Raw genomic sequence first — 18232 nt, forward strand, 5'->3', positions numbered from 1 at the left:
CGATCTGACCGAACGAGCGTCCCGTTCGTACGACGGGTCAGAGCTTCGTGGACCGCAGTTCGTGGCCCTTCGACGTCTTGCAGCGCCCCGACTCGAGGTCCCACTGCCAGCCGTGCAGGTTGCAGGTGAGGTTGGTGCCGTCGACGACGCCGAACTTCGACAGATCGGCCTTCAGGTGCGGGCAGCGCCGCTGGATCTCGTACCCGCCGAGTTCGATCGACGCGGAGTCGTCGTGGGCCTCGGCGAACCAGCCGTCGGCGTATGCGATGCGCTCGTCGGTGAGGCATTTGAAGAACGTGTAGAGGAACTCGTTGTACCCGCCGACGCGCCACGCCTCGAAGCGGGTGGACAGGAAGATGGTGTTCACCCAGTCGGGCTCGTCGTCGCGGAGCACCGTGCGCACCAGTTCGGGGGCGATCCGGAAGCCGTACCGGTACTTGCCGTCCTTCTCGCCGCGCGGGCGGACGGTGCGCTGCGGGAAGTCGAGGACGACGGTCTCGTCGCCCATCACCAGGCCCACCGGGTAACCGATGCCGTCGCAGATCAGGTCGGACTGCTTCATGATCGGCTCGAACTTGGCCTTCAGCGCCTCGAGCAGCGGCTCCCCCTCGGCGGGCGCCCACGTGGCCTTCTCGGCAGCCAGGACCGGCGCCATCCGCTGCGCCATGCTCTCGATGTACGCGGCCTTGTCGGAGAAGATCTTGTCGACCTCGGCGTCCGGGATCGGGTGCGTCAGCGACAGCTCGCCGCCCTTCAGGTCCGCGGTCGACCCCGGGATCATGAGGATGCCGCCGTCGTTGCCGTGGATCCGCATCTGCTCGAGGAACGTGATCTGGTCGGGGAAGATGTTGCCCTCGTCGCCACGGTCGTCGTTGAGGTAGCGCAGCGCGTCGTCGAGGAACACCGGCGGTCCGGCGGACGGCACCACCCACGTGGCCGCGACCTGCTCGATGTAGCTGCGGCACCGGTCCATGCCGCGCTGGCGCTTCTGCTTGCCGAAATTGGCCTTCGTCTTGGTCGGAATGTCGTAGACCATCGGGTACCAGATCGCGCCCGAGTACTGCAGCAGGTGGATGTCGATCGTGCCGAACTCGTCGTGCAGGACGTCCATGTCGACGGGCCGCGCGTCGTTCATGTTGAAACATGTCGTCTCGCCGTCGGACACGACCAGACCCGAGTCGCCGATCGGACCGTCGGCGGGTGCGCGCAGCGCGATGATCATGATGTCCAGGTCGCCCGGCTGGAGTGGAGCCTGCGGAGCGACCTCGATTCCAACGGCGTTGATCCTGTGTTTGACGGAGTCCTCGGTCTCGAAGAACTTGTGGAAGCCCAGCGCCTCGAGTTCCCGTTTGAGGTCCGGCACCGGGTAGTCGGGGAGCAGCACGGTCGCGTCCTTGTTGACGTGCTTGCTCAGGTTCGCCGGGTCGAAGTGATCCTTGTGCAGGTGCGACACGTACAGGTAGTCGCAGTTGCCGAGGGTGTCCCAGTCGAGCTGCGTGTTGTCCGGGAACGGGAACCAGGACCCGAAGTACGCGGGGTTGACCCACGGGTCGCACAGGATCGAGCCTGCCTCGGTCTGGATGTGGAATCCGGCGTGTCCGACGCTGGTGACCTGCACTGGTATGCCTCCTGGGAGCTGAGCGACTGTTCCAGGGTAGGCGTTCCCCCCAGGTGAGTGACAATGCGCGCTCCAGCACACCGTGCCACTCACCTGCGGTCAGGTCACTTCACCCAGGCAATAACCGTCTGGTCCGATGGACAGCGTGATCTGCTTGGTGACGGTCACACCGGACACGTCGGTGACCGGAACGGACACGTCCAGGTAGTCGCCGCGGACGGGTGTGGCGGTCATCGCGTCGGCGGCGAACGCGGTGGTCCCGGCCAGGGCGTCGGGGTCGAGCCGGAGCGGCGGCCTGCCGCCCGCGCCCGTGCCCGCCGGATCCCACGGGCTCAGGCCGGGGCAGATCAGCGGGTAGGCGGTCTCGGTGTCCGCCCGGTTCACCGGCGCGCCGGACTCCCGCGACAGGAACCGGGTGACGGCGTACTCGGCGTCGGCGGGAGTGTAGAAGTCGACGGTCCCGGCGGGGTGGACGTGCGGGCAGGCATAGCCGGACGCGATCTCGCTGCGTTTGACGGACACCGTGGTGCCGCCGCCCGTCCACGACACCGCGAACTGCCCGTCGAGGCCGGGTTGCGCGAGCGCCCCGAGGATCGCGGCCCTGTCGGCGTACTGGTCGGCGGCCTGCGCGGGCGGCAGCGTCCAGCATTTCGCGGGGACGGCGGCGGGCCGGGTGACCAGGTCGGTGGCCCAGGCTCTGACCGCGTCCACCGCCGCGGGGTTGCCGGGCACCTCACCGACGACCACCTGCGGCACGGGGGCGGGCGGTGAGGTGGTCGTGGGCTCGGCCGCGGAAATGGGCGCGGACACGGTGTCGGCCGGCGGCTCCTCCGTCGGGATGCCGGACTGCGAATCGCACGCCACCCCCGCCCCGAGGATCACCGCGACGACCGGCGCGATGAGCGCCCTCCTGCCCGTGCCACCCATGTCCAGCGCGCCCTTTCTGTCGACTCCCCACCGAATGTCCGTCCCCGACGGCGGGCCAGATCGCGGATACCCGGCTACGCTAGCCGATTGTGGAACCCGTCTACCGAACCGTCATCGGCATCGCCCGCACCGTATTCGCCCTCGAGGGGCTGAAGTTCACGGTCAAGGGGGATCAGCACATTCCGGCGACGGGTGGGGCGGTGATCGCGATCAATCACACCGGCTACATGGACTTCACCTACGCCGGACTTCCGGCCCGCAGGGTGAAGCGGTACGTCCGCTTCATGGCGAAGAAGGAAGTGTTCGACAACAAGATCTCGGGCCCGATCATGCGCGCGCTCAAGCACATTCCGGTCGACCGGGCCGCGGGCTCGGATTCGTACAAGGCGGCCGTCGACTTCCTGCGCCGCGGTGAACTGGTCGGCGTCTACCCGGAAGCCACCATCAGCCGGAGCTTCGAGATCAAGGAATTCAAGTCGGGTGCCGCGCGGATGGCGATCGAGGCGAACGTGCCGATCGTCCCGATCGTCATCTGGGGTGCGCAGCGGGTGTGGACCAAGGGCTTCCCGAAGCGGCTGGGCCGCACGAACACTCCCATCTCGATCGCCGTCGGTGAGCCGATCCAGCCGTTCGAGCCGGCGTCCGAGCTGACCGAGAAGCTGCACACCACCATGACGACGATGCTCGCGGACCTCCAGCAGGGGTACGACCACCCGGCAGGGGAGTACTGGGTGCCCGCGCGCCTCGGTGGCAGCGCGCCGACGCTCGACGAGGCGAACAAGATGGACGCCGCCGACGCCGAGGCGAAGGCGCAGGCCCGCCGGTCCCGGGAGACCGGCAGCTAGAAGGTGGCGGTGGAGCCGGTCTACACGGCCGTCGAGTCGACGGCCAGGGCGTTGTCCCTGTTCCAGGGATTGAGGATGACGCGAGTCGGCCTGGACAACATCCCCACCGAGGGTGGCGCGGTGCTCGCGGTGAATCACACCGGTTACCTGGACTTCGTCCAACTGGCCCTCGCGGTCGGCGCGGTGGATCGCAAATTGCGGCTCATGGCCAAGGTCGAACTCGCGAACAACAAGGTGATGGCGTTCCTGATGCGTGGATGCGGCGTGATCCCGGTCGACCGGACCGCCGGCGCCGGCGCCTACCTCGCCGCGGTGGACCGGCTGCGTGAGGGCGAACTGGTGGGGGTGTACCCGGAGGCGACCATCAGCAGGAGCTTCGAGATCAAGGAGCTGAAATCCGGTGCGGCGCGCATGGCGATCGATGCCGGGGTGCCGATCGTGCCCGTCATCGTGTGGGGAGCCCAGCGGATCGCGACGAAGGGCAGGCCGAGAAATCTTGGGCGGCACCGCTTCCCGGTGACCGTCGAGGTGGGGCGGCCGATCGGGCCGCGCGAACCGGCGGACGCGCTCACCGAGACCCTGCACGCGGAGATGGACGCGATCCTGCGCCGGGTGCAGGACGGATTCGACCATCCGGCGGGCGCGTACTGGGTGCCCCGACGTCTGGGCGGCAGCGCGCCCACCATCGAGGAGGCCGCCGAGATGGACCGCCGGGAGGCCGAGGAACGCCGGGCCCGGTAACGGCCGCCCGGCGGCGTCGCGGGCCCGGCAGGCAGAATGGCTGGGTGAGCCCAGACCGACCGAGCCTTGTAGCGTCCGATGTCGACGGCACCCTGATCGGGGAGGACGAGCGCATCAGCGCCCGCACCCGGGACGCCGTCGCGTCGGTCGTCGCGTCGGGGACACCTTTCGTGCTGGCCACCGGCAGGCCCCCGCGCTGGATCCATCCCGTGGTCGAGGGCCTCGGCTACGCGCCGCTCGCCGTCTGCGCCAACGGCGCCGTCATCTACGACAGCGACAGCGACCGCGTGCTCAGCGCCGCGACCCTGGACGTGGACACCCTCACGTGGCTGTCGGCGATCGCGCTCGACGTGCTGCCCGGCGCGGGTCTCGCGGCCGAGCGGGTCGGGGTCAGCGCCCACGACGCCGCCACGCCGCAGTTCGTCAGTTCCCCGGGCTACCAGCACGCCTGGCTCAACCCCGACAACACCGAGATGTCCGAGAACGAGGTCGTCGCGGCGCCCGCGGTGAAGTTGCTGATCCGGGTGCCGGAAATGTCCAGTCAGGCGATGGTCGACGCGCTGGCGCCGCACATCGGGCGCCGCGCCGACGTCACGTTCTCCACCGACAACGGGCTGATCGAACTGTCGGCGGCGGGCATCACGAAGGCATCCGGGCTCGCGCTGGTCGCGGAACGGCTCGGGGTGACGGCGTCGCGGATCGTGGCGTTCGGCGACATGCCCAACGACATCCCGATGCTGAACCTCGCGGGCCGCGGTGTCGCCGTCGAGAACGCGCATCCCGACGCCAAGGCTGCCGCCGACGAGGTGACGGCCACCAACTGGGACGACGGGGTCGCGAAAGTGCTCGAGCGCTGGTGGTCCTGAGACCACCAGCGCCCGAGAGGGGGTAACTTCGGTCAGCCGGCCGGAACCGGTGCCGGCTCGACGGGAGCGGGCGCGGGAACCGGTTCGGGTGCTGCCGGTGCCGGTGCCGGTGCGGGTTCGGCGGGAACCGGTGCGGGCTCGACGGGAGCCGGCGGAATCTGTGCCGGGTCCGCGGGCGGTGCGACGGGAGCCGCGGCATCGACCCGGGCGCCGTTCTTGTAGGCCTCCGCGTAGGTGTCGTTGTACGTCTTCAACACCTTGGTCACGATGCCGGTGAGCTCGTTGAAGATCAGCGAGCCGTTCTCGAAGTCGGTGCGCAGACCGCCCGGGATCGAGTACTCGTCACTGGTCGGCAGGCCCAGTTCGCCGTTGTCGGCCCCGAGGCTCTGCCACGTCTTGAAGATCTGGCCGAGGACAGTCCACACACCGCCGTTGGGCGAAGTGAAGATGGCGCCGTTGGCGAACTCTGCGCCCGAGTTCCCGGCCTTGGCCTGCAGTAGTCCCGTGATGGCCTGGCCGAGCCTGCCGGTGTCGCCGCCTTCCGCGACCCACTTCTGGGCGACCGGCGAGGGATCGGTGAGCCGCAGCAGTTCGGTGACCAGGGCGGGGATCTCGGCGCCGAGGCCGGCGCTGGCATCCGTGCCCGGACCGCCGGACGGCGCCGGAGCCTCACCCGCGGGTGCGTCCGAGGCCAGCGAGGCGTTGCCGCCGCCGCTGACGTTGGCGGCCGCGATCTGCCGGATCTCGTCCATGTGCGAGTACGCCGCGTCGCCCGGGCAGGACGTGTTGCCGACGTCGCGGTGCGCGAAGATCACCGGCAGGTCGACGGCTTCACCCTCCGCGTACGGGGTGAACTCGGTGCCCTCGGAGTACATCGTCGTCTCGCCGAGCGGGTCGAGTCCGGCTTTGCCGAGCTTCCAGCCCAGGAACTTGCCGACGGCGTCGAGGGTGGCCTGCGGCGGATCCTCCGAGGAGAAGTCGCCCATCATCGCGACGCCGGTGGTGTTCTCGTTGAACCCGCCCGCGTGTGCGCCCTGGACGGGACGGTCGAGACCGCCTGCGCGGCCCTCGAAGATCTGGCCGTATTTGTCGACCAGCGCGTTGTAGCCGATGTCGCACCAGCCGAGCGTCTGCGCGTGGTACGCGTAGATTGCCCGGACGATCTCGGCCGATTCGGCCTTCGAGTAGTCGTTGGCGCCGGCGGTGTGGTGCACGGTGGCACCGCCGATGAAGTCGTCGTAGTCGGGGTCCTGGCAGCGGATGGACTCGTCCGCACCCCACTGCTGGCGGCTGATGACCTTGGGGCCGCCGCTGTCGAGCGGGCTCGCGATGTCGCCGAGTGTGGCGTCGCCGGGACCGCTGCCCGGTTCGATGAGCACGGCGGTGACGTCATCGGCGCCCGCCCGGGCCGGCTGCTGTCGCAGCGGCGTGTTGACGGCGGCGGGGGTGTACCCGAGCGGGGCGGCCCCGTCGGCGGCGGGCGCCGGTGCGGGAGCGGGAGCCGCGGGCGCCGGTGCCGGTGCGGGAACCGCGTCGGGTGCGGGTGCACCCGCCTGCGTGGGCGCCGAGGTGGGGGTGAGGATCTGGATCGCCTTCGTCAGGCCGACGTAGACGGGCTCGGTGGCGACCTTGCCGTCCGACGCGGTCTTGTCGGTACGACGGGTGTCGATCATGTCGGGGGAGACCCACTGTCCCCACGTTCCGTCGGCTTGCAGCGCGCGGACCTTCGACTCCGCGGACGCGAGGGTGTCGGACGTAAGCGCCACCATGCTGAACGGGGTCTCGCGGGTCAGTTCCTTGACGATCGTGCCGGGCTGCTGATCGGCCGGGGGCAGGATCGCGGGGTCGGAGACGTCGCCCGGGGCGGGCAGTTTCAGCGGGATCTGCAGGCTGGGGATCTGGATTCCGCCGGGGAGTTGCACGTTGCTGGGGATGTGGAGGTACGGCGGGATCTTCAGGTTCCGGAGGTCGCCGATGTTGACGTCCGGCAGGTTCAGCCCGGTCAGTTCCTTCAGCGGGATCACGATGTCGGGGATCTGCGACAGCACTACCTGCGCGATCTCGGTGGACACGGCGGAGTTGGAGGTTTCATTCGTGGATCGGACGTCCGAGGGTGCGCTACTGATGCCGTAGACCGCAACGGGACTTGCGACAGCCAGCGCGGCGACAGCCCCGAGGACGATCGAGGGCTTCGGTCGACGGTGCGGCAAGGGGGACTCTCCTCAGTTGTAGTTTCCTGCGAGCGACCTCGCGTGTCTGCAACTCGTGATGCTTGTGTGACGGAAGAGACTGTTGTTGCTAACTCCAATCACTCTTGCCACACTAGTCACACAGGTCCATAACGCTCAACCTTACATTGAGACTTTATCCCGAATTTCTCGGACCCGCTGAGACGAGTCGCACACCCGCCTCAGCGCTCGTTGTTCAGCGATGAGGAGTGCAGTGATGGCGAAGACCGAATTCGGGGTTCGAGCAGGTAGACCTGCCTGGACTCGCAGGAGGCGGTACATCGCGGGCCCTCCCGCCCCGCGCGGATTCAGGGCCAAGGTTCTGCGCGCGTCGGCGCTCGGCATCGCACCCGTCCTCGTCGTCGGCGCCGTCACCGGCGTGGTCCTCCAGGTCCGCTCCTCCGGTCAGGACGTCCGGGAAACCGTCGCCTCCGACACGCCGTTCACGCTCTCCGGGCACGGCAACGGCCACGGCCGCGGCATGGGTCAGTGGGGCGCCTACGGATACGCGAAGGATCAGGGGTGGGCGGCCGAACGCATCCTCGGCCACTACTACGGCGGCACCACGCTCGGCACCCTCGCCGACGCGCAGATCAGCGTCCGGCTGCAGGCGCGTGACGATCAACCGCTCGACGTCTACTCCGACGCCGGAGCCGTCGTCGCCGGCAAGCCCGTCGGACCGGGCGAGGCCGTCCACCTGACGCCCACCGCGGACGGCGGCGCCAACGTCGTCGTCACCCGCGGATGTGCCGGCGACGTCCTGTGGCAGGACGCCACCGACCACCCGTGGGTCGACCCGATCGACCTCGCCCCGGACCGTCCCGCGAACGAACACCTCAAGCTGTGCGCCGGTGACACCCCCTACCGCGGCGCCCTCGGGGTCGCGCTCGACGGCGCCGCCGTGCGCACCGTCAACGTCGTCGACATGGACGACTACCTGCTGGGTGTGGTGCCTGCCGAGGCGAAGGCCGGCTGGGCCGACACCGGTGGGGCCGAGGCGCTTCGGGCGCAGGCCGTCGCGGCCCGCTCGTACGCCGCCGCCGAGAACCGGGAGGAGTACGCGAAGACCTGCGACACCCAGAGCTGCCAGGTCTACGGCGGTTCCTCGAAGGAGGACCCGCGGACCACGGACGCCGTCCGCTCCACCCAGGGCATGATCCTGACGAAGGACAACAAACCCGTCGCAGCCGAATTCTCCTCGTCCACAGGCGGATACACGGCCGGTGGCGAGTTCCCGGCCGTCGAGGACCAGGGCGACACCGTGTCGCCGAACCACGACTGGGTCGTGACCCTCACCGCGGGTGACATCGCGTCCGCATTCAACGTCGGCGACCTCGAATCGTTCGAGGTGGTCACGCGCAACAACTTCGGGGTCGACGGCGGACGCGTCACCGGCGTGAAGGTCGTCGGAACGTCGGGTACCGCGGAGGCGACCGGCGCCGAGGCGAGGGCGAAGCTGAAGCTCAAATCCGACTGGTTCACGATCGGTGACGGGCTCGCGGTGCCGGCGCCGCCTGCCGCCCCCGGCGAACCCGATCCGTCCGTCCTCGCCTCCGCCGGCGAGGACGAGGACACCGTCGGCACCACCGAGGGTTCGCCGATCGCCGAGAAGTACAAGGAACTCGGGGGCGTCAACAGCACCCTGGGCGCACCGCTCGGCCCCGAGATGATGCTGCCGTCCGAGGCGGGGAAGTTCCGGATGTTCACCAACGGCACCATCATCTGGACGAAGAAACTGGGAGCGCAGGTGATCGACGCGAGTGTGCTCCGCGAGTGGCTGCCGACCGGCGGCAGCTAAACGGAAGACAGCGGAGCGGACCCCTCGATCACGGCGAGCATCCCGTCGACCGACTCGGCCCAGCCGAAGTCCTCGGCCCGCCGCCGGGCCCACGCCCGGCGGGTGCGCGAGGGGATCTCGAGGATGCCGCTCACGGCGTCGGCGAACGCCGGACCGCGGTCCCGGGCCAAGGCGCCGCAGCCGGGTGTGATGATCTCGGCGAGAGCCGACGACTGTGACGCGACCACCGGCGTGCCCGCCGCCAGCGACTCGAGTGCCGACAGGCAGAACGTCTCGTGCGGTCCGGGCGCCAGCGACACGTCCGCCGACGCGAACAACGACGCCAGGCGGCCCTTGTCGCTGATGAACCCGGTGAAGTGCACGGGGAGCCCCCGGGCCCGGTACTGCAGCGCCTCCCGCCGAGGGCCGTCGCCTGCGATGACGAGCCGGGCATCGTGCCCCTGCCGCCGCAACAGCCGGACGGCGTCGATGCTCCGCTCCACCTGCTTCTCCACCGACAACCGGCCACAGTGCAGCAGGAAGCGCTGCGCCGGATCGGCGAAGGAGTCGCGCATCTCCTGGTCGTGTTTGCCGGGGTGGAACATCGCGAGGTCGACACCGAGCGGGACTCGGTGCAGGTTGGGGGCCCCGATCCGGGTGAACTCCTCGCTCGCGAAGTCCGTCGTGCAGACCACGGCGTCGTAGTTGCGTGCCATCCGGCGGTTCGCGACGTCGGCCCAGCCGCGGGCCACCCGCCGGGGAGCGAACTGGCCGAGCAACCGGTCGAGGCGTTCGTGTGACACGACGACACTGCGTACTCCGCGGGCGCGGGCCCAGCCCCCGAAACCGCGCAGCGTCAGCCGGTCGGACACCTCCAGGACGTCCGGTCCGAGACCGGTGACGACGTCGGCCACCCGGCGCGGATCGACGACGCGATAACCCCCGGTCCACGGGATGGTCGGAGCGGACCGGGTGATGCGCAGGACCCCACTCGGCAGCAGCTCCTCGCAGTCCCGCTGACCTGGGACGACGAGGACCACCTCGTGTCCGCGTTCGACGTACCCCTCACCCCAGTTGTGGAGGGCGGTGCGGAGCCCACCCGACCGCGGTCCGTAGAAGTTCGCCAGCTGGACGATGCGCACCCGCTCATGAAGCGCGATCGCCGCGTCGGCGGGAACAACGAGGTCTGCAGAACCGGTGAATACAGGGAGAACTCCTCGTGCGTGCCGAACCCGTCGGTGCCCCCCTTGGCCGCGCACAGGTCGCGGAGTCGCTTACCCTGGTTCATCGTGACCGCTGCAACCCCAGAGACAACCGCCCCTGGCCGGTACGACCTCATCGTCGTCGGCTCCGGATTTTTCGGACTGACCGTCGCCGAGCGTGCAGCAACACAGCTGGGTAAGCGTGTGCTGGTGCTCGACCGTCGTCATCACCTGGGCGGAAACGCCTATTCGGAGGCCGAGCCCGAGACCGGCATCGAGATCCACAAGTACGGAGCGCACCTGTTCCACACCTCGAACAAGAGGGTGTGGGACTACGTCACCCAGTTCACCGAATTCACGAACTACCAGCACCGCGTGTTCGCGCTGCACAAGGGTCAGGCGTACCAGTTCCCGATGGGGCTGGGTCTGGTGTCGCAGTTCTTCGGGCGCTACTTCACCCCGGACGAGGCGCGGAAACTGATCGCCGAACAATCCTCCGAGATCGACTCCAAGGACGCGTCGAACCTGGAGGAGAAGGCGATCTCCCTGATCGGGCGGCCGCTGTACGAGGCATTCGTGCGCGACTACACCGCCAAGCAGTGGCAGACGGACCCGAAGAACCTGCCCGCGGGCAACATCACCCGCCTGCCGGTGCGGTACACGTTCGACAACCGCTACTTCAACGACACGTACGAGGGCCTGCCCGTCGACGGCTACACCGCGTGGCTCGAGAACATGGCGAAGGACCCGAAGATCGAGGTCCGGCTCGAGACCGACTGGTTCGACGTCCGCGACGACCTGCGCGCCGAGAACCCGGACGCCCCCGTCGTCTACACGGGCCCGCTCGACCGCTACTTCGACTACTCCGAGGGCGAGCTGGGCTGGCGCACCCTCGACTTCGAGACCGAGGTGCTGGAGACAGGTGACTTCCAGGGAACGCCGGTCATGAACTACAACGACGCCGACGTGCCCTTCACCCGGATCCACGAGTTCCGCCACTTCCACCCGGAGCGGGACTACCCGAAGGACAAGACGGTCATCATGCGGGAGTTCTCCCGGTTCGCGGAGAGCAAGGACGAGCCGTACTACCCGATCAACACCCCGGACGACCGCGCCATGCTCGCCGCCTACCGCGACCGCGCGAAGGAGGAGATGTCCGCGAACAAGGTCCTGTTCGGCGGCCGTCTCGGCACCTACCAGTACCTGGACATGCACATGGCGATCGCCAGCGCGCTGTCGATGTTCGACAACTCCCTGCGTCCGCACTTCGAATCCGGTGCGGACCTCGTGGGGGAGGCCGAATGAGCGCCCGGCATCTGCTCGAATCGGAGAAGGTCACCGAGGACGCGCCGCTTCTCGGCAAGTCGCTGCTGCAGCGGGTGATCCTGCCGCGCGCCGGTGAGCCCCTGGACGTTCGCACCCTCTACCTGGAGGAGGCGAAGACCAACAGCCGCCGCGCGCACTCGCTGTCGCGGACGTCGCTGTCCGTCGGCGCCGAGTCCGAGGCGTCGTTCTGCACCTACTTCAACGCGTTCCCGGCCAGCTACTGGCGCCGGTGGAGCACGCTGAACTCCGTGGTGCTGCGGCTCGAGCTGTCGGGGCACTGCCGCATCGACGTCTACCGGTCGAAGGCGGACTCGTCCCGCATCCACGTCGAGGGCCGCGAGTTCCAGGACGGCGACGCCGCCCTCGAGTTCGAGATCGAGCTGGCGCCGTTCGAGGACGGCGGCTGGATCTGGTTCGACATCACCAGCGACACCGAGGTCGTGCTGGAGAGCGCCGGCTGGTACGCACCGGTCGACGCTCCCGGTGAGGCCACCGTCGCCGTCGGCATCCCCACGTTCAACCGGCCCACCGACTGCGTCAAGGCGCTGACGGCGCTGGCGTCCGACGAACTCGTCATGGATGTCGTCAAGGCCGTCATCATCCCGGACCAGGGCACCCGCAAGGTCAAGGACGAGCCCGGGTTCGCGGAGGCCGCGGAGGCGCTCGGCGACCGGCTGGCGATGCACGACCAGGCGAACCTCGGCGGGTCCGGCGGCTACAGCCGGATCATGTACGAGGCGCTGAAGACCACCGACTGCCAGCACATCCTGTTCATGGACGACGACATCGAGATCGAGCCCGACTCGATCCTCCGCGCGCTCGCCATGTCCCGGTTCGCGAAGTCGCCGATGCTCGTCGGCGGGCAGATGCTCAACCTCCAGGAGCGCAGCCACCTGCACTCGATGGGCGAGGTCGTCGACCGCAGCATCTTCATGTGGACGGCCGCCCCGAACGTCGAGTACGACCACGACTTCTCCCGCTACCCGCTGAGCGACCGCGAGAACTCCCGCCTGCTGCACCGCCGCATCGACGTCGACTACAACGGCTGGTGGATGTGCATGATCCCCCGGCAGGCCGCCGAGGAACTCGGTCAGCCGCTGCCGTTGTTCATCAAATGGGACGACGCCGAATACGGTCTGCGCGCCCGGGAGGCCGGCTACCCGACGGTCACCATGCCCGGTGCCGCGATCTGGCACATGGCGTGGAGCGACAAGGACGACGCCATCGACTGGCAGGCGTACTTCCACCTGCGGAACCGTCTCGTCGTCGCGTCCCTGCACATGCCCGGCAACGGCCGCGGCCTCGTGATCAACACGGTCAAGGCCACGATCAAGCACCTGCTGTGCCTCGAATACTCGACCGTCGCGATCCAGAATCAGGCCATCGCCGACTTCCTGCAGGGTCCCGAGCACATCTTCGAACTGCTCCCGACCGCGCTCGGCAACGTCCACGCGATGCGCAAGGAATACCCGGACGCCGTGGTCCTGCCGTCGTCGACGAGCCTGCCGCTACCCTCGGGCGCCGAGGTCGGCGCCGTCGGTGAGCCCCGCAACCCGCTCGCGAAGATCGTGCGACTCGGCAAGGGCCTCGTCCACAACGTCAAGCCGGCCCACGAGGAGCACCACGAGCGTCCCCAGCTCAACGTGCCCACCCTCGACGCGCGGTGGTTCCTGCTGTCCCAGGTGGACGGTGTCACCGTCACCACCGCGGACGGTCGCGGAGTCGTCTACCGCAAGCGCAACCCCAAGCTCGCGCTCGCGCTGCTGAAGGAAGCGATCCGGCTGCGCCGCGAACTGGCGCAGCGATTCCCCGAACTCAAGCGCGAGTACCAGGACGCCGTTCCTGCCCTGACCAGCAAGGAGAGGTGGGAACGTGTCTTCGGCATCCAGTGAGGTCCAGATCCTGCAGACCGTCCAGTCGACGATCGCGAGCAGGCCCGGGGTCGTCTCGACCGCGAGGGGCATGTCCCACTTCGGTGAGCACGCTCTCGGGTGGGTGGCCGTCGCCGGGATCGGCGCGGCCCTCGACAAGCCCCGCCGCCGGCAGTGGGCGGGCGTCGCCGTGGGCGCCGTCGGTGCCCACGCGGCCTCGATCGTGATCAAACGCATCGTCCGCCGCCCCCGGCCGAACGACCCGTCGATCCAGGTCAACGTGTCGACGCCCAGCAAATTGAGCTTCCCGTCCTCGCATGCGACATCCACCACAGCGGCTGCCGTGCTGCTCGGCCGACTCACCGGGCTACCCTTGCCTGCGTTGTTGGTACCGCCGATGCTGCTTTCCCGGCTCGTTCTGGGAGTGCACTACCCGACCGATGTGCTCGCCGGATCTGCCCTGGGGGCCGCCTCCGCGGTCGCGGTGCTGAAGGCCGAGCAGAAGTTTGGAGAAAAATGAGCGAGGAACCGGCCGTCGTCACCGGACCCCCGACATCCCTGGCGGCTGGCATCGTCAAGGCCGTCCGCCCGCGTCAGTGGGTCAAGAACGTCCTGGTCCTCGCAGCACCCGTCGCCGCGGGCACGGCGACGGAATCCGCCGTCCTGCTTCCCGTCGCGCTCGCCTTCGTGGTGTTCTGCATGGCAGCGTCCGGCATCTACCTCGTCAACGACGCGATGGACGTCGAAGCGGACCGCGCGCACCCCACCAAGCGATTCCGCCCCATCGCGGCCGGTGTGCTGCCCGTCAACCTGGCATTCGCCATGGCGGTCGTGCTGCTCGGCGGCTCGATCGCGCTGTCGTTCCTCGCCAACTGGCAGCTGGCGGTCGTGATGGCCGTGTACATCGGCATCCAGCTGGCGTACTGCTTCGGCCTCAAACACCAGGCCGTCCTCGACATCTGCATCGTCTCGTCCGGGTTCCTGCTGCGCGCCATCGCCGGTGGTGTGGCCGCCGAGATCGCTCTGTCGCAGTGGTTCCTGCTCGTCATGGCATTCGGTTCGCTGTTCATGGCGGCCGGTAAGCGGTACGCCGAACTGCAGCTCGCCGAGCGCACCGGCGCGAAGATCCGCAAGTCCCTCGAGAACTACACCACGACGTACCTGCGGTTCGTCTGGACGCTGAGCGCCACCGCGGTCGTGCTCTGCTACGGGCTGTGGGCGTTCCAGCAGGACGACCTGAAGGCCACCAACTGGTACGCCATCTCCATGGTGCCGTTCACGATCGCGATCCTGCGTTACGCCGTGGACGTCGACGGCGGCGAGGCGGGGGAACCCGAGGAGATCGCCCTGGGCGACCGTGTGCTCCAACTTCTCGCGATTGCCTGGATCGGAGTGGTGGGTGTCGCTGTCTACCTCGTCTGACTTGGTAGGCGACGCCGAGCAATCGGGCGCCGCCGCGGAGCGGACCACCGAACGCCACCGGAAGGCCATCCTCTCGAGGGTGGTCTTCCTCGGGGGTGTGGCCGTCTCGGCTCTCCTGATGTTCTGGGGCGCCTGGGAGCGGCGATGGATTGCCGACGACGGTCTGATCGTGCTGCGCACGGTCCGGAACCTGCTCGCGGGCAACGGTCCGGTCTTCAACTCGGGCGAGCGGGTCGAGGCCAACACCAGCACCGCGTGGACGTACATCGTCTACGCGTTCGGCTGGCTGTCCCAGGCCCGGCTCGAATACGTCGTTCTCACGATCGCGCTGATCCTGTCCACGGCGGCGATCGTGCTCGCCATGTTCGGCACCGCGCGCCTGTACCGCGGTGGATCCTTCGCCGGCGGCGGCACGCTGTTCCTGATGCCCGCCGGTGTGCTCGTCTACATCGCGGTGCCCCCGGCCCGCGACTTCGCGACGTCGGGCCTGGAAAGCTGCCTCGTCATCTTCTGGATCGCGCTGCTCTGGCTGCTGCTGGTCCGGTGGAGCCAGGCGGCCACCCCGTCCACCACGTCGGTGCTGACGCTCGCGTTCATCGCCGGGATGGGCCCCCTGGTGCGCCCCGAACTGGCGATCCTGGGTGTGCTGTCGCTGGCCATGATCTTCCTGGCGCCCGGCCTCACGTGGGTGGTGCGGGTGGCGATGGTGTTCGTCGCCGGCATCGTCCCGGTGGGCTACCAGATCTGGCGCATGGGCTACTACGCCCTCCCGTACCCGAACACCGCCGTGTCGAAGGACGCCGGCGGCGCGAAGTGGTCGCAGGGTTTCGCCTACCTCTGGAATCTGCTCGGCCCGTACCTGCTGTGGCTGCCGCTGGTCTTCCTGTTCGCCGGCGCCGTGATCGCCTGGCGCGGCCGGGACAAGGACATCGAGCATGGTGTTCGTCACACCGAGGGCACGCGGCTGACGCGCCTGCGCGGATGGCTGCGCACGCAGAACGCCGTCGTCGTCTTCGTTCTCGCGAGCGGCCTGATCCTCGGTCTGTACTCGTTGCGCGTCGGTGGCGACTTCATGCACGGCCGCGTTCTTCTTCCCGTTCTGTTCTGTTTCATCGTGCCCGTCGCGGTAATTCCGGTACGAATTCCGGACCGCGCATCATGGGGTCGTAACAGGGAATCGTCGACTTTCCTCGCCATGGCCTTCCTGTGGGTCGGCACCGTCGTGTGGGCGTTTTTCGCGTCGAACACGACGGGAATGCCGGAAGGTGTCGTGATCGGACGTTCCGGAATTGTCGACGAACGCGCCTTCTACGTTCTCAACACCGGTCACGCGCACCCGATTCGTGCGGACGACTACCTGGACTACCCGCGCATGCGCGCCATGGTCCAGACCATCTCGGACACCCCCGACGGCGGCCTGCTGATCCCGTCCGCCGACTACACGTACTGGTTCGTCGTGCCACCGCCCCTTCCGATCCCGGAGGACGGCGCAGGCCACACCGTGTACTTCCTGAACCTCGGCATGACGAGTATGAACGTCGGTCTCGACGTGCGGGTGCTGGACCAGATGGGTCTCGCGTACCCGCTTGCGGCGCACACCGAGCGGCTGGACGACGGCCGTATCGGGCACGACAAGGCGCTCTACCCCGACTGGGTCGTGGTGGACACGGGAATGATCGACAAGCACCCCTGGATGCCCGGATTCCTCGACGAGGATTGGGTGACCGAGGCGCGGGTCGCACTCACGTGCCCCGAAACGCAGGACTTGCTGACGTCGTATCGGTCGGAACTGACGTGGCCGCGTTTCAAACAGAATTTCAAGGATGCGCTGCATTTCGCGAGTTATCGATTCGAGCGTGTTCCCGCATATGAAATTCAGCGGTGCAATCTCGAGCCGCCGTTCCCGGAACCGGCCAAATAGGGCGTACCGGACGGGGCCCGTGTCACCGCGGCGTCCCGGGCTGATCTCGATGTCGGAACATCAGATCTCGTTTGTGTAACGCTGGAACTGTCGGCGACGATGTACGTCGATGATGAGTCATCGTGACGGTGGTCTGGAAGTTCCCCGAAAAGCGCTCCGCGAGCGTTTGTCAGGGAACTTCGTGTGACATACAGTCCACCAAGCGCAGTGTGACTCGGAAGAGGTCCGCTGCCGGCCCGGCCACGTGCCCGGGCCCGGCAGGTCGCCTGTTCCCCGACGGAATCCGCCGGAGCCGCCCAGTTGGCGGAGTCCGCAGACGAAGAGAGTGAGCAGTATTCATGCGTTTTGCCAGACCGAGGTTGTCTCAGCGCCTCAAGCAGCGTGCGATGGCCATCGGCGCCGTCGCACTGGTACTGCCTGTGGGCGCAGGAATCGCTGGTGGAGCCGTTGCTGCAGCAGCACCGACGCATGCGGGGCCCGCCAAGACCGCGCCGGCCGGTGGCTACGAGGAACTGTGGGTTCCCTCTTCCATGGGACCGATCAAGGTCCAGGTCCAGTGGGCCGCCCGCGGCGGTAGCTCCGCGCTGTACCTGCTCGACGGACTGCGCGCCCGCAACGACCGCAACGCCTGGAGCTTCGAGACCAACGCGTTCGACCAGTACCGCAACGACAACGTGACGCTGGTCATGCCCGTCGGCGGCGAGTCCAGCTTCTACTCGGACTGGTACTCGGCCAGCAACTTCAACGGTCAGCCCGTCACCTACAAGTGGGAGACGTTCCTGACCCAGGAACTGCCCGACTTCCTGGCCAACTACGGAGTCTCGCGCACCAACAACGCCGTCCTCGGCCTGTCGATGGGTGGCAGCGCCGCCCTGACGCTCGCCGCGTACCACCGCGACCAGTTCAAGTTCGCCGGTTCGCTGTCCGGCTACCTGAACATCTCCGCTCCCGGCATGCGTGAGGCGATCCGCGTCGCGATGATCGACGCCGGCCGCTACAACGTCGACGCCATGTGGGGCCCGCCGTGGAACCCGGCGTGGCTGCGCAACGACCCGTTCGTGTTCGCCCCGCGTCTGAACGGCCTGTCGATGTTCATCTCGGCCGCCAGCGGTCTGCCCGGTGAATTCGACCACCCGCGCGCGCCGATCGACTACTACAACACCGCGAACGGCATGGGCCTCGAGGCCCTCGCCCTGGCCAACACCCGCGCCTTCCAGGTGCGTCTGGCCAGCCTCGGTGTGCCGGCCACCTTCGACTTCCCCGCCAACGGCACGCACTCGTGGCCGTACTGGGGTGCCGAGCTGTGGAAGGCGCGCGGCCAGATCCTGGACACGCTGGGCGCCTGGTGATCTAGACGCCACCACGATCGTGGCGAATGCCGCCCCGCCTCACCGGCGGGGCGGCGCTCGTGCGTTCTGAAGTGCGGCGTCCCGGATCGGCCGGGTGAGAGGAATACCTCGGAATCCGTTCCCCCCGGGAGTGCACAAC

The 18232-nt window shown here is 68.3% G+C and carries 14 protein-coding genes; 10 read left to right on the forward strand and 4 right to left on the reverse strand.

Annotation, left to right across the window (positions count from 1 at the left end):
• Window positions 1-37 precede the first annotated feature (37 nt).
• Together ACFTZB_RS27695 and ACFTZB_RS27700 are read right to left on the reverse strand one after the other, a co-directional pair.
• Window positions 38-1618, reverse strand: a complete 1581-nt coding sequence (locus tag ACFTZB_RS27695; RefSeq protein WP_378436089.1) for a Rieske 2Fe-2S domain-containing protein — start codon at window positions 1616-1618, stop codon at window positions 38-40.
• 99 nt (window positions 1619-1717) lie between these two features.
• Window positions 1718-2545 carry a hypothetical protein gene (locus ACFTZB_RS27700; protein ID WP_378436091.1) on the reverse strand — a complete coding sequence of 276 codons (828 nt, stop codon included), beginning with the start codon at window positions 2543-2545 and terminating at the stop codon, window positions 1718-1720.
• Between the two features lie 89 nt (window positions 2546-2634).
• Here ACFTZB_RS27700 and ACFTZB_RS27705 point away from each other — a divergent pair, with 89 nt between their 5' ends.
• The 3 genes from ACFTZB_RS27705 to ACFTZB_RS27715 are packed head-to-tail and all read left to right on the forward strand — an operon-like array spanning window position 2635 to window position 4997.
• Entirely contained in the window at window positions 2635-3390 is a 756-nt protein-coding gene (locus ACFTZB_RS27705) for a lysophospholipid acyltransferase family protein (RefSeq protein WP_378436093.1), read from the forward strand.
• A 9-nt stretch (window positions 3391-3399) separates the two neighbouring features.
• Window positions 3400-4131 carry a lysophospholipid acyltransferase family protein gene (locus tag ACFTZB_RS27710; protein WP_378436095.1) on the forward strand — a complete coding sequence of 244 codons (732 nt, stop codon included), beginning with the start codon at window positions 3400-3402 and terminating at the stop codon, window positions 4129-4131.
• A 44-nt stretch (window positions 4132-4175) separates the two neighbouring features.
• Window positions 4176-4997 carry an HAD family hydrolase gene (locus ACFTZB_RS27715; RefSeq protein WP_378436097.1) on the forward strand — a complete coding sequence of 274 codons (822 nt, stop codon included), beginning with the start codon at window positions 4176-4178 and terminating at the stop codon, window positions 4995-4997.
• 32 nt (window positions 4998-5029) lie between these two features.
• On the opposite strand, the gene ACFTZB_RS27720 is transcribed toward ACFTZB_RS27715, so the two are convergent.
• Window positions 5030-7207: an N-acetylmuramoyl-L-alanine amidase gene (locus ACFTZB_RS27720; RefSeq protein WP_378436099.1), complete on the reverse strand. Its 2178-nt coding sequence runs from the start codon at window positions 7205-7207 to the stop codon at window positions 5030-5032.
• A 235-nt stretch (window positions 7208-7442) separates the two neighbouring features.
• Here ACFTZB_RS27720 and ACFTZB_RS27725 point away from each other — a divergent pair, with 235 nt between their 5' ends.
• Window positions 7443-9023 carry a SpoIID/LytB domain-containing protein gene (locus ACFTZB_RS27725; protein ID WP_378436102.1) on the forward strand — a complete coding sequence of 527 codons (1581 nt, stop codon included), beginning with the start codon at window positions 7443-7445 and terminating at the stop codon, window positions 9021-9023.
• Here ACFTZB_RS27725 and ACFTZB_RS27730 read toward each other — a convergent pair.
• On the reverse strand, window positions 9020-10144 hold the full coding sequence (locus ACFTZB_RS27730; protein WP_378436104.1) for a glycosyltransferase: 1125 nt from the start codon (window positions 10142-10144) through the stop codon (window positions 9020-9022). The two genes, ACFTZB_RS27725 and ACFTZB_RS27730, sit on opposite strands and share 4 nt — an antisense overlap.
• Window positions 10145-10291: 147 nt before the next feature.
• Here ACFTZB_RS27730 and glf point away from each other — a divergent pair, with 147 nt between their 5' ends.
• The 6 genes from glf to ACFTZB_RS27760 all read left to right on the forward strand — a co-directional run bounded on the left by glf (window position 10292) and on the right by ACFTZB_RS27760 (window position 18093).
• Window positions 10292-11509, forward strand: coding sequence for a UDP-galactopyranose mutase (gene glf / locus ACFTZB_RS27735; protein ID WP_378436106.1), 1218 nt, complete (start codon window positions 10292-10294; stop codon window positions 11507-11509).
• The gene (locus tag ACFTZB_RS27740) at window positions 11506-13422 is read left to right on the forward strand and encodes a glycosyltransferase (protein ID WP_378436108.1); all 1917 of its coding nucleotides are present in this window, start codon (window positions 11506-11508) and stop codon (window positions 13420-13422) included. Before glf ends, ACFTZB_RS27740 begins: the two co-directional genes overlap by 4 nt.
• The gene (locus tag ACFTZB_RS27745) at window positions 13403-13921 is read left to right on the forward strand and encodes a phosphatase PAP2 family protein (protein ID WP_378436110.1); all 519 of its coding nucleotides are present in this window, start codon (window positions 13403-13405) and stop codon (window positions 13919-13921) included. The genes ACFTZB_RS27740 and ACFTZB_RS27745 overlap by 20 nt, the downstream gene beginning before the upstream one ends.
• Complete coding sequence (locus ACFTZB_RS27750; protein WP_012691119.1) at window positions 13918-14823, forward strand: decaprenyl-phosphate phosphoribosyltransferase; 906 nt, start codon at window positions 13918-13920, stop codon at window positions 14821-14823. Before ACFTZB_RS27745 ends, ACFTZB_RS27750 begins: the two co-directional genes overlap by 4 nt.
• A 1-nt stretch (window position 14824) precedes the next feature.
• Window positions 14825-16744: a flagellar motor control protein ZomB gene (gene zomB, locus ACFTZB_RS27755; protein WP_378436113.1), complete on the forward strand. Its 1920-nt coding sequence runs from the start codon at window positions 14825-14827 to the stop codon at window positions 16742-16744.
• A gap of 338 nt (window positions 16745-17082) precedes the next feature.
• Window positions 17083-18093 (forward strand): alpha/beta hydrolase, encoded by a 1011-nt coding sequence (locus ACFTZB_RS27760; RefSeq protein WP_378436115.1) that lies wholly within the window; start codon window positions 17083-17085, stop codon window positions 18091-18093.
• Window positions 18094-18232 lie beyond the last annotated feature (139 nt).

Origin of the sequence: Rhodococcus sp. NPDC057014 (assembly GCF_042673295.1) — a bacterium.
In the GTDB taxonomy this organism is placed as follows: Bacteria; Actinomycetota; Actinomycetes; order Mycobacteriales; family Mycobacteriaceae; genus Rhodococcus_F.